Origin of the sequence: Frankia sp. AgB32 (genome assembly GCF_023243045.1) — a bacterium.
In the GTDB taxonomy this organism is placed as follows: Bacteria; Actinomycetota; Actinomycetes; order Frankiales; family Frankiaceae; genus Frankia.
In genome coordinates this window covers 102,320-119,404 of the sequence record NZ_JALKFX010000001.1, presented here as the reverse complement: position 1 = coordinate 119,404, position 17,085 = coordinate 102,320, and the positions used below count along the sequence as shown (strand labels likewise).

Below are 17,085 nucleotides of genomic sequence, written 5' to 3'. Positions count from 1 at the left end.
CCCCGGCCATCGAGTTCACCGACTCGGTCAGGTCCCGCCACACCCCGGACACGCCCCGCACGTGCGCCTGGCCGCCCAGGTTGCCCTCGGTGCCGACCTCCCAGGCCACCCGGGTCACCTCGTCCGCGAACGAGGAGAGCTGGTCCACCATCGTGTTCAGCGTGTGCGCGAGGCCCGCGACCTCGCCGCGGGCATCGACGGTGATCTGCCGTGTCAGGTCGCCGCGGGCCACCGCCGCCGCCACCTCGGCGATGCTGCGGACCTGGGTGGTCAGGTTGCCGGCCATCACGTTGACCGAGTCCGTCAGGTCCCGCCAGACCCCGGACACCCCCTTGACCTGGGCCTGACCGCCGAGCTTGCCTTCGGTGCCGACCTCCTTGGCCATGCGGGTGACCTCGTCGGCGAACGCCGAGAGCTGGTCGACCATCGTGTTGACGGTCGACTTCAGCTCGTGGATCTCACCCCGGGCGTCGACGGTGATCTTCTGGCTCAGGTCGCCCTGCGCCACCGCGGTGGTGACCTGGGCGATGTTGCGGACCTGGCTGGTCAGGTTCCCGGCCATCGAGTTCACCGACTCGGTCAGGTCCCGCCAGACGCCGGAGACGCCCTTGACCTTCGCCTGCCCACCCAGGTTGCCCTCGGTGCCGACCTCGCGGGCCACCCGGGTCACCTCGTCCGCGAACGACGAGAGCTGGTCCACCATCGTGTTCACCGTCGTGCCGATCCGGAGGAACTCCCCGCGGACCGGCTGCCCGGCGATTTCCAACGCCATATGCTGGGACAGATCGCCCTCGGCCACCGCGGCGATGACCCGGGCGACCTCGTGCGTCGGCCGGGCCAGGTCATCGATGAGGGAGTTCACCGCCTGCGTCATGTCGGACCAGCCGCCCGGGCTGCCCAGGTCCTCCATCCGCAGGGTCAGGCGACCGTCCCGCCGGATCACCTTGCTGACCCGCGCCAGCTCTCCCGCGTGCCGTTCCTGGGAGGCGGCCAGCTCGTCGAACCGGCGGAGCACCTCCGCGGCGACACCGTCGCGAGGGGTGACGCGGTTCGCCAGCCGGGTCGAGAAGTCGCCCTCGCACAGCCTGGTCAGCCCGCCCAGCAGATCGTCGATCAGATCGTCCGCCGGCGTGCGCACAGTGGTCTGGACCGACCCACCCCGCACCGACTCAGAGTGGGGTCCGCCGGACACGTGGGGTGGATGGGGGACGATGGTCGCGGTAGCGTCACCGCCGGGCACAGTGGGATCACGGCGGGCCGGGGACTGCTGATCGTCAGTGGCACTCATCGGTCTCCTAGCTGAGCTCGGACGGCACGATCGTCTCGGACGACGGACCGGGTGGAGCTGCCCGGACCAGGGGGCGATCTCCTCGGGGCACCGGCGATGGGCGTCGGTGGACAGGTGACACCAGCCGCCAGTATCCGCCTCACGACGGACAACGCAGGAGAGACTGAACGACATGACCGGCGCAGAAGGGGGTCCGACGACGTCCGTGCACGCCATCACGCTGCCGCCCAGGCCCGACTCCCCTCGGTCGGCGCGGCGTTTCGTGCTCGAAACCCTACGCGGGCGACTCGACGATGATCTGCTCGACTCGGCCCTGCTCCTGGTCACCGAGCTGGTCACCAACGTCGTGGTCCACGCCGGCACGGCCGCCACCGTCGACGTCCGCCAGGAGGGCCGCGGGGTACGGGTGGGCGTGGCCGACCGTCACCCGGTCCGGATCGGCATGGCGCGGGTGAAGAAGGTCGACGTGCCGCGCCCGAAGTCGGCCTTCCCCGAAGAGGCCGACTTCGGCGCCGACGGGCTGCGTGAGGACGGCCGCGGGCTTGCCCTCGTGGACGCGCTCGCCTCGAGCTGGGGCACCGAGCACCACCGCGGCGGGAAGACCGTCTGGTTCCGCCTCACCACGGCCGACGACGAAGACGACCCCGGAACCCGCCTTTCCGGCGATGACGTCGGCGATGTTCCGTCCGTCACACCAGTACCTGCCGTCGCGGTCACGGCGAGCGACCCGATGGGCGATGGTGTGACAGCCAGCCCCGACCCGGTCGTCCCGGCCGCCCGCCCTGGGCTGCCGGCCACGGTCATCGTGCCGGTCCAGCCGCGACCGCCCCGCCTGATCGCCCGCGACACCGCGCGGGCCCTCACCGCGGAGGGCGAGGTCAACGAGCTGCTCGCCCAGCTCGTTGACGCGCTCGCCGTGACCGCCGCGCTGGTGCGCCGACCCGGCCGCGACGGCGGTCGCCCCGAGACCGTCGCGACTCTCGGCGTCGTCGGCGAGGACGCCGAGGCCGTGGCGTTCCCCCTTGATCCCACCCAGGAGAGCCTGGGCGAACTGCTGCTGTGGCCGGTGTCGACCGCCGGCCTGGCCGCCGTCGACGTCGAACGCGTGCGCCTGGCCGCCCGCTGGATGGCGCTCGCGCTCGGCGGCGGCGACATGCGCCGGGCCGAGGAACGCCGGATCGGGATGCTGTCCTTCCTCGCCGAGGCGTCCGATCTGCTGGCCGGCAGTCTCGAGCTCGGCCATTCGCTGGCCCTGCTGGCGCGGTTGCCGGTCCCCCGGCTCGCCCAGTGGTGCGCCGTGTACCTGCATCGGGAGAACGCCGACCCCGCCCTGTGGTCCGCCACCCACGCCGAGGAGAGCATGGCCGGAGCCTTGAGCTCCGCGGCCGCGGACCCCGGCGGAGCGTTGATGGCCGCCGTGCGCGGTGCCAGCGGGGGTCAGGTGCACTCCCTTACCGCCTTCGGCGGCCCGGCACTGGTCATGGTGCTCAAGGCGAGGCGCCGGGTCCTCGGCGTGCTCGCCCTCGGCCGCCCGGAGGGCAACGCGTTCGCCGCGGACGAGATCGACCTGCTCGCCGACCTGGCCCGCCGGGCGTCGTTCGCGATCGACAACGCCCGGCTCTACAGCCGTCAGGTGGAGCTCGCCGGCACCTTGCAGGCCGGCCTGCGCCCGCCGGACCTGCCGCTGATCGAGGGGCTGGACCTCGGCTCCGCCTACGGAGCGGCGCAGTCGGCGGGTCTGGACGTCGGCGGAGACTTCTTCGACCTGCTGTGGGGCCCGCTGGGGTGGACCATCGCGATCGGCGATGTCTGCGGCAAGGGCGCGGAGGCCGCCACCGTGACCGGCGTGGCCCGCGCCGTGCTGCGGCTGCTGACCGGGCGCGGAACAGACCTCGGTGAGGTCCTGATAGAGCTGAACCGCACGCTGCGGGAGGCCGCCTCCGCGCACCCGAACGGTCAGGGCAGGTTCTGCACCCTGGCCGCGGCGGCCGTGACCGGCCCGGCGAGCATCGGCCCGGCCCTCGCAGCCACCCGGTCCGTGGGCCGGAGGAGCACACGCACGGGCTCGGGCTCGGACCCGGGTGGCCAGGTGGACGGCGACGGCGCGGCCGGGCCCGAGGGCCCGCGGCCTGCGGCCAGTGCGGTCAACCTGCGGCTTTTCCTGGCGGGGCATCCTCAACCGGTTGTTCTGCACGCCGACGGTCGGGCCTCGCTCGTCGGCCGGCCCGGCACGCTGCTCGGCGTCCTCGACGACGACGAGGTCTCGTTCCCCGGCATCGACCTGACCCTCGAGGCCGGCGAGGCGCTGGTGCTCTACACCGACGGTGTGATCGAAGCCCGCGACGGCCACGAACTCCTCGGCGAGGACCGGCTGCTGGCCGCCGTCAGCGACTGCGCCGGGCTGTCCGCCCAGGGCATCGCCGACCGGGTGCTCACCGCGGCCGAGCGCTTCGCGGGCGGCAACCTGCGCGACGACGTGGCGATCCTCGTCGCCCGCGTGCCCGGCTGAGGCAGCCGCCACACCAGCGGGGCGACAGCCGTCACGTCACTCCGGTCCGACGCATGAAAGCGCAGGTCACGGCGTCGGAGTGCGCGATGATGACAAGTCGACATCGGTGCAACCCGCACGATCCGGATACCGAGGCTTCAATTCGCCGCCAGCGGGTACACCACCTCACGATGTCCTCGTTGTTCAGGCTTGGTGGTCGATGAGCGCAGCTTCGGTTCCGATGGACGTGGTGCGGCAAGCAACATCACGGTGCCCACCCGCAACCCACATCCTCGCCGAGCTTCCCTATCTGCCGTCCGCCGTTCCGCAGGCTCGCCACGTCCTGCGCCAGGGGATGCGGATGGCGGCCATCCCGGAGGATGCCCGCAGCACCGCCGAACTGCTGGTCAGTGAGCTGGTCACGAACGCGGTGAAGTACGGCCAGCCGCCGCTGTGGCTGCTCATCGAGATGCGGCCGGGGCTGATCCACGCCTCGGTCTCGGACACCTCGACCGCCCTGCCGCAGCGCCGGACCGTCGCGCCCGACGCGGAGGGTGGTCGCGGCCTGCTGGTCCTCGACGCGCTCGCGGGCAGCTGGGGGACGGTGGTCGCGGACTCGGGCAAGTACCTCTGGTTCGATCTGCCTGTTCCGGCGGAGTCCACCCGCGGCGAGACGGGCCCGACCGCCACGATCAGCGAGCCGGGCGACACCCCGGCGCCGAGATCGGGCGGCGGCTCCCAGGAGTCGACGCGGGTAACGGGACCGGAGCCGCCGGATGACGGCTCCGGTCCGGTCGACGGACGCCGAGTCCCCCGATCGGGCCCCGAGGCTGAAAGCGATCACGCCGGCCGGTCGACGCCGCCGTCATCGGACCCGCCGCAGGGCTCGGCGCCAGCGAGCAGGTCCCGGTCGTCGGGTGGCTCCGGGCTCGCGGGTTCCGGACGGGCGGGCTCGGGACTGGCGGGTTCCCTGCGCGCGGCCGCCACGCTGCGCGGCGGGCCGCCGGGTGTCCTGCTCGGTAATGGCCGCGCAACGCCGATGGCCCGCCGGCAGGCGACCGGCCCCGACGCCGAGGTCGATCCGACCGACACGACGATCGTCACCCGGCTGTTCTGACCCGGTTGCCGCTCGCGTCGAGCACGATCCGATCCGGCCGGGGATGGCCGAGGAAGTCCGTGAGGGCGAACTCGTAGCCGTAGGCGCCGGCCATCGGGAAGACGACGGCATCGCCGGGCCGGACCGGCCCGACGGTGATGTCACGAGCCAGGGTGTCCTCCGGCGTGCACAGCTCGCCGACGACGGTGACCGGTCTACCGTCGGTGTCCGCCAGCTCGCATGGGATCTCCGGAATCGCGGTCCCGGCGACGGACTGGCCCGTGCGGGGGACGACCGCGAAGTTGTGCACGATCTCCCACGACGTCGGCAGGGCGAAGTGGTGGATGCCGCCCCGCAGCACGACGAAGTGCGTCCCGTAGGAACGTTTGACGTCGATCACCTCGGCGACGTACCAGCCGGCGTCCGCCACGAGTAGCCGCCCCGGCTCGAAAATCGCCCGCACGTCCGCGGGGATGGGCATCGACGCCAGGCCATCCCCGAAACGGGCCAGGTCGAAGGGGACCTCGCCGCGCCGGTCCGGCTCGAACGGCACCCCGAATCCCCCGCCCATGTCGACCAGGCGCAGATCGACGCCGGCGGCAGTTGCTGTGCGGACGGCGAAGTCGAGGCACCAGCGGACGTAGTCCAGGTGGGCCACGGCGTCGAGGTTCGCGGAGACGGCATGGACGTGGAAGCCAACCACATCGACGTGGGCCAGCCCGGCCGCCAGCTCGAGTACGGCGGGCACGTCCGGTTCGGGGATGCCGAACGCGCTCGGCCGCCCGCCCATCTGGAGGGATCCGGCGAGAGCGACGCGCGCGGGGTTCACCCGCACGGCGACAGCGACCTGTCGGCCAAGACTGCCCGCGACGGCCGCCAGGCGCCGAAGCTCGCCGACACTCTCCACATTGACCACGGAGCCGTCCGACTGGGCGAGGGCGGTCAGCAGCGCCACCGATTTCGCCGGGCCCGAGGCGACCAACCGACGTGGCCCGACCGCGCCAGCCCGTTCGTAGGCGCCCTGGGCGAGGCGCACCTCCCGAACGGAGGAGACCTCGAAGCCATCGACACCGGCCCACCCGAGCGGCCCGGAGGGTTCCGCCGAACTGGCTCCGGGCTGGCCGGACCCCGCCAGGAGAGCGTCCAGGATCGGCGGAAATCCGTTCGCCTTCACCGCGTAGCAGATCTCCGCCCAGGCCGGCAGGCAGGCACGTAGGGCCGTGGCGTTGCGGGCCGCGACGGAAAGATCATAAAGATAGGCGCTGGTCTCCGCGCCGGCCGGCCAGGCCTGCACCGCGGCAAGAACCGCAGGGGGCAGACGCTCGGCCGGCAACGCGCGCAGCGGCGCAGCCGACGGCGGCAGATCCATTCACGTTCTCCCTCCGGATGCCGGGTCGGGAACCCCCTGAACGGGGGTGTCCACCACCCGGCCCGGGCCATACCGCCGCCAGCGGGTAACCGGCCGACACAGGCCCTCGTCCGAGACTGGCTCGGTTCGCGACTTCAGCGTGGCGATACGGTCGAATTCCCAGCAAATGATCGCCGTCTCATTCCGCCCGTATCGAGGTCGCGATCATGAGAGCGGGAACATCCGCGGCCGGCGGCGGCCAATGCCGTGGGACACCAATGGTCAGGACGGTCCAGGCAGAATCGGCGGGTCTGGACCGATGGAGCCCTCCCGGGTGTGCGATAGACCACCGACGCTGGGGCGGGAACCACTCCGGACGCCGTCGGGACCGGCGTTTACACGACGATGCGAGCTATGCGGGCGGACTATGGAGTGGTCCGCCGATGGCGCCAGGCACGATCCATCCACAGGAACCAACAGCCACCCGATAACTTAGGTTAGGCTCCCCTCAAAAGGCCCGCTCGGAAGGGAGTCGCCCATCATGACGATTTCCGCATACAGCGGCACCGACGCCGGCCGTCTCGCTCCGGCGATGGATCCCGCCGAAATCCTCGCCCGTCAGCGCGAGCGAGAGTCCGCGGCGCGTACCTACGCTCGCACCCTCCCGATCGTGCCAGTTCGCGCCGAAGGCGCGACGATCTTCGGCGCGGACGGGCGGAGCTACCTGGACTGCCTGTCCGGAGCCGGCACCCTGGCGCTGGGCCACAACCATCCCGACGTGGTCCAGGCGATCACCGAGACGCTGTCGCGGGGCGCTCCCCTGCACACCCTCGACCTGGCCACGCCGGAGAAGGACGCGTTCACCGACGAGCTGCGCGCCTGTCTGCCACCCGGCCTGGGCAGCGACGTCAAGCTGCACTTCTGCGGGCCGAGCGGCGCCGACGCGGTCGAGGCGGCGCTCAAGCTCGCGCAGACGGCGACGGGCAACCACACCCTGCTCGCCTTCACCGGGGGCTACCACGGGATGACCTCCGGTGCGCTGGCGGTGACCGGCAACGTGGCGGTGAAAAGCCCGCTGCCCGCCGCGATGTCCGTCGTCCGGCTGCCGTTCCCCCACCCCTACCGTTGCCCGTTCGGGGTGGGCCTCGGCCAGCTCCCCACCGCCGGTCCGGACGGTGCGGATCTGTCCATCCGCTACATCGAGCGTCTGCTGGACGATCCGCTCGGCGGGGTGACGGCCCCGGCGGCCCTGATCGTCGAGGCGGTCCAGGGCGAAGGCGGCGTGGTCCCCGCACCGGACGACTGGATGCGCGCGATCCGGGAGATCACCCGTCGGCGGGGGATCCTGCTGATCCTCGACGAGGTGCAGACCGGCGTAGGCCGAACGGGCCGGTTCTGGGCCGCCCAGCACAGCGGAATCGCCCCGGACATCCTCGTCATGTCGAAGGCGATCGGCGGCGGCCAGCCGCTGGCAGTGATCGCGTACCGCGCCGAGCTGGACGTCTGGACGCCCGGCGCGCACACCGGCACCTTCCGCGGCAACCAGCTCGCGATGGCGGCCGGTCGGGCCACCCTGCGCCGGGTTCGCCGCGACGGGCTGGACGAGCGTGCGGCGAACCTGGGTGCGCGGCTGCTCACCGGTCTGCGCGAACTGGCCCGAACGCGCCCCCACGTGGGCCACGTACGGGGCCGGGGTCTGATGCTGGGCGCCGAGCTGGTCGACCCCGCGGCCGCCGCGGACGCGGCCGGCGCCCATCCGGCCGACCCTCGCCTGGCCGCGCTGGTCCGGGCCGAATGCCTGCGCCGCGGTCTGATCATCGAGCTCGGCGGTCGCCATGGCGCGGTCATCCGCCTGCTACCCCCTTTGATCATCACCGAGGCCCAGGCAAGCCGCGTCCTGGCCACCCTCGCCGACGCCCTCGACGCCGCGGTCCGTCGGCTCGTCACCGCGCCCGACCGGTCGAACCCGACCGACCGGCCGCGCGGCGAGCCCACCCCGGCAGACCGCGAGGACGCCGGGCGCGGGGCGCAGTGACCCGACCCGTCGACCACCGGTCCGACCTGCCGGAGCTCGTAGGTCTCACGCTGGCAGCGCTGACCGACGGTAACCGGCGGCGCGGCGGCCCCCTGCCGCGTGGTGGACCGTCGCAGGTGCGCGAAGCCATCCGTGCCACGCTCGGCGCCTCCCCCGACCGGGCCAGCATGCTCCCCCAGGAGGGCATCGGTGCCCCGGCCGCGCTGACGGCTCTCGTGTCCGCTTTCGCCGCGGGCAGCGCCGATCCCGCCGACCCGTGGTGCGCCGCGCATCTGCACTGCCCACCACTGGCCGTCGCCGTCGCCGCCGATCTCGCGGTGAGCGCGCTCAACCCGTCCCTGGACTCGTGGGATCAGGCGCCGGCAGCGACGACGGTGGAGACGGAGGTCGTTGCCGCGCTCGCCGAGCTGGCCGGTCTCGATCCATCCCGGGCGAGTGGCACGATCACCACCGGCGGCAGCGAGTCCAATCTTCTGGGCCTGTTACTCGCCCGTGACGCTGCCAACGAGCCGACGATACGAGTGTTCCGGTCCGCCGCCGCTCACCTGTCCATCGACCGGGCCGCCACCATCCTTGGCCTGGCCAGTCGACCCGTCGTGGTGATTCCCACCGACGACCGGGATCGGATGCGGGTCGACCTGCTCGGCCAGGCACTTGCCGCGCATGACGGACCCGCCGTGGTCGTGGCGACCGCGGGCACCACCGACGCCGGCGCCATCGATCCCCTGCCGGACCTCGTCGCCGCCGTCGACGATCACCGCGCCCGGTTACGCCACCGTCGGCCGCCGGGAGGCCACCGGCCCGAGTCCCTCGGCTGGCTGCACGTGGACGCCGCCTATGGCGGGGGGGCGCTGTTCTCCGACCGGCTCGCCGAACTCCTGTCCGGGATCGCCCAGGCCGACTCGGTCGCCCTGGATCTACACAAGCTGGGGTGGCAGCCAGCAGCCGCGGGCGTGTTCCTCACCCCCCGACCGGACGGGTGGCCCAGCCTTCGTGCCGCCCAGGCTGACTACCTCCGTTCGGACGACGATGAGGACGCCGGCTTCCCCAGCCTCCTGGACCGTTCGCCGCGGACCACGCGCCGAGCCGACTGCTTCCCGATCGCCGTGACGTTGCGTGCCCTCGGCCGGGGTGGGCTGGGCACCCGCGTTGACGCCTGCCACGAGCTCGCCCGCCACGCGGCACGGACGATCCGCGCCGATCACCGGCTGGAGCTCGCCTTCCCGGTCACGCTGAGCACGGTCGTTTTTCGCTACCGGCCGCCGTCCACCGCCGCCCGGTCGGGCGAGCCACCCGCACCCGGCCGGTTGGACCAGTTGAACGCCGAGATCCGGCGCACACTGCTGGTCGACGGGCGGGCGGTGGTCGGAAGGACCCGGACGGGGCCCGATCGGGCGGTCCAGCTGAAGCTCACTCTGCTCAATCCCGACGCCACCCCGGCCCACGTCGATGCCCTGCTGGCGCTGATCGCCGCGACCGGGGACGAGCTGGCCAGCCGGGACCACGACCTGCGCGATGACGACATGGACGAGCACGCCACCGATGAAGGAGGCGTGCCGTGAGGCGTGAGCAGACGGCCGCCGAGGTCATCGCCGACGACGTCGTCACGGAGACCCTGCTGCGCTGCTGGCTCCGGGAGAGCGGTCCGGTGCCGCCGATCACCGCCGAGGGCGCGGTCGAGCTGCGGCTACCAGCCTCCGGCCTGACCGTCCGGGTGGCGCTGACGCACCGCTCGCCGACCGGTTGGCACCGCTTCTCCGCGCCGGCGCTGCTGCCTGCGGACGGGACGGCGTCGCCGCTGGACAGTGGCCTGCTCGCCGCCCTGCTGGTTCGGGAGATCACCGCGGAGCTCGGGCGCCCCGCCGCGGCCGGCAGCGAGGCGCTGGGACGCATCGTCGATTCGGCGCGGCGCATCGCGGGCCATCTCGACGCCCGTCGATCGTCAGCGGATCCTGCCCGGTCAGCCCCGTTCCTGTCCGCCGAGCGGGCACCGCTCACGGGCCATCCCTTCCACCCCGCCGGAGCGAGTCGGCAGGGGGCCTCCGACCGGGCGATGGCCGCGTACTCCCCCGAACGGGCCGGCTCCTTCTCCCTGCACTGGTTCGCCGCGCATCCCTCCGTCCTGGACATGTCGGGCCAGGCCGCCGGCGCCGCGCGGCAGGCCGGTCGAGGCACCGCGGAGCGCCTGCTGACGGCGTTGTTCCGCGACTCGGGGGACCTCCAGCAAGGAGCATCGCCTGATCGCCCGGACGGGGACCGCCACGTCGACGCCGATCCGGCGGGCGGCCTGGCCTGGCCCGTTGTGGCCGGCCGTACCCCCGCCCTCCCCGGCGGGTCTGCCGTGACCGGTTCGCGCTACCCGACCGGCGGCAGGGTGCCTCCCGGCTACCTGCCGGTACCGGCCCATCCCTGGCAGGCCCAGGACCTTCTCGCGCCCGGCGACGGCCCGCTCGGCGACCTGCTCGCGGACGGACTCCTGGTCGATCTCGGTGTGTCCGGTCCGTCGTGGTATCCGACCACGTCCGTCCGGACGGTCTGGCGCCCCGACAGCCCCGTGATGCTCAAGCTCTCCCTGGGCCTGCGCATCACCAACTCCCGGCGGAACCTGCAACGCGGAGAGCTCCGCCTGGCCGAAATGATCACTGGCCTGGTGGACGCCGGCCTGGGCCGGGAACTGGCCGGGCGGCATCCGAGCTTCCGACTCATCGGGGAGCCCGAGTGGGTGGCGGTGGTCCATCCCGACCTCCGGCGAACCTCCGCCTCCGGTGCCGCCCGGGGCAACGAAGAGGCGGACCTCTCGACGGACGTTCCTGGCGGGCACAGTGACCATGGCGCCCTTGGGCTGGAGACCGCCTTTCGAACCAACCCGTTCGGACAGGACGACCGGGTGGCGTGCGGCGCGGCGCTCGTCGCCCCGCGGCCGGACCGGGCGACCGGCAGTCGCGGACGGGCCCGCGAAGCCATGCTGGCGCGGATCCTGAGCCGGCTGGCAGAGCGCCACCACGAGCCGATCGCGGCGCTCGCGGACGCCTGGTTCGCGCGCTACCTGGATGTGCTGGTGGTCCCCCTGCTGGACCTGTTCCTGCGGTTCGGCGTCGGCGTCGAGGCGCACCTCCAGAACACGCTGGTCAGCCTCGACGACGACGGCTGGCCGGTCGCCGGCTGGTACCGCGACAGCCAGGGCTACTACGTCGCCGAGTCGGCCGTCGTGGCCACGGAAGCCATGTTGCCTGGTTTCGCTACTGGTCTGGACGTCGTCTTCGACGACGCACTGATCACCGAAAGGATCATCTACTACCTCTTCGTGAACAACGTCTTCGCTCTCGTCGGGGCGCTGGGCGCGGCTGGCATCGTGGCCGAGTCCCGCCTGCTCGGACGACTCCGTGACCTGCTCGGGCGCCTGGAGCGGGCCGCCCGACTGGACCATGGCCCGCAACGGCCACCCCGCTCCCGCCGCCGCCTGCTCACCATTCTCCTGACTGATGCCACGCTGCCCAGCAAGGGCAATCTGCGCACCTGCGTCGACGGGCGGGATGAGCTGATCGGGCCGGTCGCCACCCAATCGGTCTACGTGCAGATCCCGAACCCGCTGTTGGAGGCCGCCGCGTGACGTCCAGCAATCCGCCTGTCTCCGACGCCGGTCCAGGCTTGGCGGCCGCCCCGTCGCCGGGGCGTGCCCTGCCCCGGTCGGAGGAGCCGGTCCACGACGTCGTGGGGATCGGCCTTGGACCGTTCAACCTGTCCCTGGCCGCGCTCGCGGACGGGCTGCCCGGACTGCGGACGGCGTTTTTCGAGCAGGCGCCGGCGTTCAGCTGGCATCCCGGACTCCTGCTGGAGGGCACCACGTTGCAGGTGCCGTTCCTCGCGGACCTGGTCACCCTCGTCGATCCGACCAGCCCGTGGTCGTTCCTCGCCTACCTCCGGGCCCATGACCGGCTGTTCCGCTTCTACTTCTACGAACGTTTCCACATTCCTCGGCGCGAGTACGACGCCTACTGCCGCTGGGTCGCGCAGGGGCTCGATTCGACCCATTTCGGGGTTCGGGTCGAAGCGGTCACCTGGGACGCGTCCGCCGACCTGTTCCGGGTGGCCATCACGCACACCGGATCCCACACCGAGAAGACCGGCGCCGCACCCGCCGGTCGGACCTCCGCGGGGCCCACTCGGGTGGTGGCCGCGCGGCATCTCGTTCTCGGCATCGGCACGGAACCCGCGATTCCGCCGGCTTTCTCCGCTGCCGGTATCTCCCCCGACCTCGCGTTCCACTCGGCCCAGTACCGCCAGCGTCGAGCGTCGTTGGCAGGCCAGCACCGGATTGCCGTGGTCGGATCGGGCCAGTCGGGCGCGGAGGTCTTCGCCGACCTGCTGCGCACCCAGCAGCCGGGGGTGCAGCAGCTGACCTGGCTGACCCGCACCCCTTCGTTCGCGCCCATGGAGTACTCGAAGCTCGGGCTCGAACAGTTCACTCCCGACTACGTCGCGTACTTCCGCGGACTGCCCCGACACCGTCGGGACGCCCTGGTCCCAGCCCAGTGGCAGCTCTACAAGGCGATCGACGCAGACACGATCGCGGAGATCTACGACCTGCTCTACGAACGGACGATCGACACCCCGGATCCGGCCGCCACCCTGCTGCCGGGGGTGACCGTCGAGGCGGCATCCCAGCATGGCGAGCGCGGCGAGATCACCCTCGCGTGCCGGCACCGCGACCAGGACCGCGCCTTCGAGCTGACGGTGGACACAGCCGTGCTCGCCACCGGATACGCCCCGCGGCGCCCGGCGCTGCTCGAGCCGCTGGCCGACCTGCTCGACCTTGACGACGCGGGACGTTTCAAGGTCGACGACCGGTACCGGGTGGCCACCCGCCCCGCGCTGACGGGCCGCCTCTACGTACAGAACGCCGAGCTGCACACGCACGGGGTCGGCTCCCCCGATCTCGGCCTCGGCGCCTGGCGGTCCGCGGTCATCCTCGATGACCTGACCGGGGGACGCGCGCACCGGCTCCCACCGCCTTCCGCGTTCACCACCTTCGGCGCACCCACCGAATCGGACCCGTCGGACACCAGCCCGGCCGACGTTCCTGGACTCGGCGCATCACCAGCCGGGCGCCACCCGCACCCCCGTTCGCCCCAGGAGCAGGGCAGCGGGCGGGTAGTGCCAGGAGCCGCGGGCACGAGACAGCCAGCTGCGGGCCGGCGGACGCACCAGCCGGATCCCGCCGTCCTCCGCCAGGAAGAACAGCGATGACATCCCCGCCACCCGCGGCGACGGCGCCCGGCGACCCTGGGACGCCGGGGGCGTCGGCGGCCGGCTGGCGGTCGGCCGGCCAGGCTCTCCTCGTCAGACTCATCGCCGAGCTGGCCTACGAGGACCTTCTCCACCCTGAAGTTCTCGACCAGCAGGCTGGCACGGACGGGGTCGATGATCCCCCGATCGGGCGAGGACCAGCACGCACCTACGCACTGGCGGCAGCAGGCTGCACCTACGTCTTTCGGGCCCGGCGGGGCACGTTCGGGTCATGGTGGATAGAGCCCTCGACCCTGGTCCGGACGAGCTCGCCGAGCAACCCGGCCGTCGATGATCGACGGGCCGATGGCCCTGCCGACCACCGCGAGGACCATGCCGGGCTCGGGGAAGATGCCGCTGACGACCCGGTTCGTTTCTTGTGGGACGTGCAGCCCCAGCTCGGCTGGTCCGACCAGGTGCTCGCCGATGTGATCAGGGACCTACTGGCGACGCAGGCCGCGGACCGGCACCTGCTGGAATCGGCCATCCCGGCGGCGGACCTCGCTGACCTGCCGTTCGTCGCGCTGGAGGGACGCCAGGCCGGGCACCCGTGCCTGGTCGCCAACAAGGGTCGCCTGGGCTTCGGCGCCCAGACGGACCTCTACAGCCCGGAGGCCCGCACGCCCTTCCGGCTGCGCTGGGTCGCGGCCCATCCGACGATCGGGCTCTTCCGGCAGATCGGCTCCGTCACCGCGACCCGGGCGGAGCACCCCGCACCAGCCGGCGCCGAGACGGTAGCCATGATCGACTCGGATCTGCTGACGACCGAACTCGACGAAGGCACCCGCGCCCGTTTCGCGGACGTCCTCACCCATGCCCTGGGCACGGGCGCGATCGACACGACCGCCGAGGACTACGTCTGGTTGCCCGTCCACCCCTGGCAGTGGGCGAACGTCATCGTCCCGCTGTTCGCCGCCGAACTCGCGACCGGGCAGCTGGTCCCGCTGGGCGAGGCGCCCGACCGGTACGTCCCGCTTCAGGCCGTCCGCACGCTCGCCAATGTCGACGTGCCGAGCCGCCGAAACGTCAAGCTCTCCCTGATGATCCGCAACACCCTGGTATGGCGGGGGATGTCGGCGGCGGACGCCGTTGCCGGCCCGGCGGTGTCCAGCTGGCTGCTCGGCGTGCGCACGTCCGACGCGTTCCTGCGCGAGGCGACCAGGGTGACGCCGTTGCCCGAGGTCGCGGGCGCCACGGTCCGCCATCCGGCCTACGACCGCATCCCCGCAGCGCCCTACCGGCTGCATGAGCTGCTCGGCGTGCTCTGGCGCGATCCGGTGGACCAGCACCTGGATCCTGGCGAGCAGGCCCGCAGCCTCGCGTCGCTGCTCCTGGTCGGATCGGACGGACGGGCGCTGGTCACCGAGCTGGTAGCCCGATCGGGCCAGCCAGCACAGGACTGGCTGACCGCGTTGTTCTCCGCCCTGCTCCCGCCGTTGCTGCACTACCTCTACCGCTACGGCATCGCCTTCACCCCGCATGGCGAGAACGTGCTGTGCGTATTCGCGGCCGACCAGCTCCCCAGCCGCATCGCGATCAAGGACTTCGGGGCGGACATCGAGCTGGTCGACGGTGACTTCCCGGAGCGGGAGCCGCTGCCCCCGGCGGTGGCCGAGCACTGCCGCCGCTGGCCGGGGGCGATGCTCGCGCACTCGGTGCTCTCCGCCGTGTTCGCCGGCCACTTCCGCTTCTTCTCCGTACTCGTTGAAGACCATCTTGAGATCGCGGAAAGCGAGTTCTGGCGACTGGTCCGCGCGACCGTCGACAGCTATCACGCACGTTTCCCCGAGCTGCGACGACGTTTTCACCAGATCGATCTGCTCGTCCCGCGTTTCGACCGTGTCTGCCTGAACCGCGAGCAGTTCGCCGGGGCGGGGTTCCATGACCGGGCCGAACGGGACGGCGGGTTCGACCTGACAAGCGGCTCCGTCGCGAACCCGGTGGCGGCGCCACCCGGCGACCCGACGGGCCCGGGGCCCGACCGGGGGGCACCAGCGTCCCGGCCGGAGACGGGATGACGGCGGTCCCGGGCCCCCCGGCCCGTTCGGGGGAGGGCACACCGCCGGCAGACGGGCCCAACTGGACGGTGCTGACCGACCTGCTGGCGGGTGACGATCCCATCGACGAGGTGGTCGTCGCGACCGTCGATCTGCAGGGCCGGCTCGTCGGCAGCGCCGTCTCTCCGGAGCACTTCGCCGACGAGATCGTTCCGGGGGGCCTCGGCGCCTGCGCCTACCTGCACGCCGTCGACGTCGACATGCAGACCGACGGAGGCTACCCGCGCACCCCCTGGTTGGACGGCTTCGGCGACCTCCGGCTCCGACCGGACCTGGCCAGCCTGTCCCGAGCGCCGTGGCGCCGGTCCAGCGGCGTGGTGCTGGCGGACGCCTACTGGCCGGACGGGACGGTGGTGGACGTCTCTCCTCGCGCGGTGCTACGCCGGCAGCTCGACGCGTTGGCCGCGCAGGGTCTGACCGCCCTCGCCGGGACCGAGCTGGAGTTCCTGGCGTTCCGCGAGTCCTATGAGCGCGCGGCGCGGCGTTCCTGGTCCAACCTGACCCCGGCGAGCCGTTACAACATCGACTACGCGCTTTCCGGAGCTGAGGAACTCGACGAGCTTGGCCGCCGCCTCCGGCAGGCGATGGCCCAGGCCGGCATTGCCGTCGAGTCCGCCCGGGGGGAGGTCCATCCCGGCCAGTACGAGATCGTGTTCCGCTACGCGCAGGCGCTTCGGACGTGCGATGCCCATGTCCTTTACAAGACGGCCGCGAAGCGACTCGCCGCGGCTTCCGGACAGGCGTTGACCTTCATGGCGAAGTACGACGCCGGCGAGGGCAACTCGTGCCATGTCCACCTCTCACTGCGCGAGGCGGAGAGCGGCCGGCCCGTTTTCGCGGCCCCCGTCGACCGGGGCAGGTCAACGGACCTGTCCGCCGTGGCTGGTGATGTGCCGTCTGGTCACGCGGGCCACCCGCGGGCCGACACCGCCGGCATGTCGCCGCTGATGTGCTCGTTCGTCGCCGGCCAGCTCGCCTGCATGGCCGACTTCACGCTGCTGTTCGCACCGAATGTCAACTCCTACAAGCGCCTGGCTCCCGGGGCCTTCGCCCCGACCGGGATCAGTTGGGGCCGGGACAACCGCACGTGCGCGGTACGGGTCGTCGGCAGCGGGCCTGGTCTGCGACTCGAGCATCGAGTACCGGGCGGAGACGCCAACCCGTACCTGGCGGTCGCGGGAGTTCTCGCCGCCGGCCGCTACGGGATGGAGCACGGCCTGGCACTGGAGGACGGCCGCGTCGACAACGCCCTCACGGGTGCGGGCCTGCCGCCGCTGCCCCTGACCTTGCGCGACGCCGCGCAACGGTGGCGGTCGAGCCCGATCGCCCGGGCCATGTTCGGCGAGCGGGTCGTCGCCCATCTGGCCCACGCGGCTGAGGTCGAACTGGCTGGATACGAGCGGACGGTGACCGACTGGGAGCGCCGTCGCGGCTTCGAACGATTCTGAGACCGTGACCCGTGTCGCACCTGGCACCGGTGCGGCACT

10 protein-coding genes are annotated in these 17,085 nt (G+C 72.3%); 8 read left to right on the top strand and 2 right to left on the bottom strand.

Features of this window, described 5'->3' with window-relative positions; genetic code table 11:
- Positions 1-1,288, bottom strand: a 1,288-nt coding sequence (locus tag MXD60_RS00450; RefSeq protein ID WP_248816656.1) for a HAMP domain-containing protein, incomplete at its 3' end; no start/stop codon positions are given.
- Between the two features lie 172 nt (positions 1,289-1,460).
- On the opposite strand from MXD60_RS00450, the gene MXD60_RS00445 reads away from it, so the two are divergent.
- Positions 1,461-3,797, top strand: coding sequence for a SpoIIE family protein phosphatase (locus tag MXD60_RS00445; RefSeq protein WP_248816655.1), 2,337 nt, complete (start codon positions 1,461-1,463; stop codon positions 3,795-3,797).
- Positions 3,798-3,996: 199 nt separating this feature from the next.
- Positions 3,997-4,893, top strand: coding sequence for an ATP-binding protein (locus tag MXD60_RS00440; protein ID WP_248816654.1), 897 nt, complete (start codon positions 3,997-3,999; stop codon positions 4,891-4,893).
- On the opposite strand, the gene MXD60_RS00435 is transcribed toward MXD60_RS00440, so the two are convergent.
- A complete protein-coding gene (locus MXD60_RS00435) occupies positions 4,877-6,241 on the bottom strand; it encodes a type III PLP-dependent enzyme domain-containing protein (protein WP_248816653.1) in 1,365 nt (454 codons plus the stop codon). The genes MXD60_RS00440 and MXD60_RS00435 overlap by 17 nt on opposite strands.
- Positions 6,242-6,761: 520 nt before the next feature.
- On the opposite strand from MXD60_RS00435, the gene MXD60_RS00430 reads away from it, so the two are divergent.
- From MXD60_RS00430 to MXD60_RS00405, 6 genes are read left to right on the top strand one after another with little or no spacing between them, the layout of a single operon-like run.
- Entirely contained in the window at positions 6,762-8,255 is a 1,494-nt protein-coding gene (locus MXD60_RS00430) for a diaminobutyrate--2-oxoglutarate transaminase family protein (RefSeq protein WP_248816652.1), read from the top strand.
- Entirely contained in the window at positions 8,252-9,817 is a 1,566-nt protein-coding gene (locus MXD60_RS00425; RefSeq protein ID WP_248816651.1) for a pyridoxal phosphate-dependent decarboxylase family protein, read from the top strand. Before MXD60_RS00430 ends, MXD60_RS00425 begins: the two co-directional genes overlap by 4 nt.
- Positions 9,814-11,865: an IucA/IucC family protein gene (locus MXD60_RS00420; protein WP_248816650.1), complete on the top strand. Its 2,052-nt coding sequence runs from the start codon at positions 9,814-9,816 to the stop codon at positions 11,863-11,865. The genes MXD60_RS00425 and MXD60_RS00420 overlap by 4 nt, the downstream gene beginning before the upstream one ends.
- Positions 11,862-13,502: a lysine N(6)-hydroxylase/L-ornithine N(5)-oxygenase family protein gene (locus MXD60_RS00415; protein ID WP_518467088.1), complete on the top strand. Its 1,641-nt coding sequence runs from the start codon at positions 11,862-11,864 to the stop codon at positions 13,500-13,502. Before MXD60_RS00420 ends, MXD60_RS00415 begins: the two co-directional genes overlap by 4 nt.
- Positions 13,499-15,559, top strand: coding sequence for an IucA/IucC family protein (locus MXD60_RS00410; protein ID WP_248816649.1), 2,061 nt, complete (start codon positions 13,499-13,501; stop codon positions 15,557-15,559). The genes MXD60_RS00415 and MXD60_RS00410 overlap by 4 nt, the downstream gene beginning before the upstream one ends.
- A complete protein-coding gene (locus MXD60_RS00405; RefSeq protein ID WP_248816648.1) occupies positions 15,556-17,046 on the top strand; it encodes a glutamine synthetase family protein in 1,491 nt (496 codons plus the stop codon). The genes MXD60_RS00410 and MXD60_RS00405 overlap by 4 nt, the downstream gene beginning before the upstream one ends.
- Positions 17,047-17,085 lie beyond the last annotated feature (39 nt).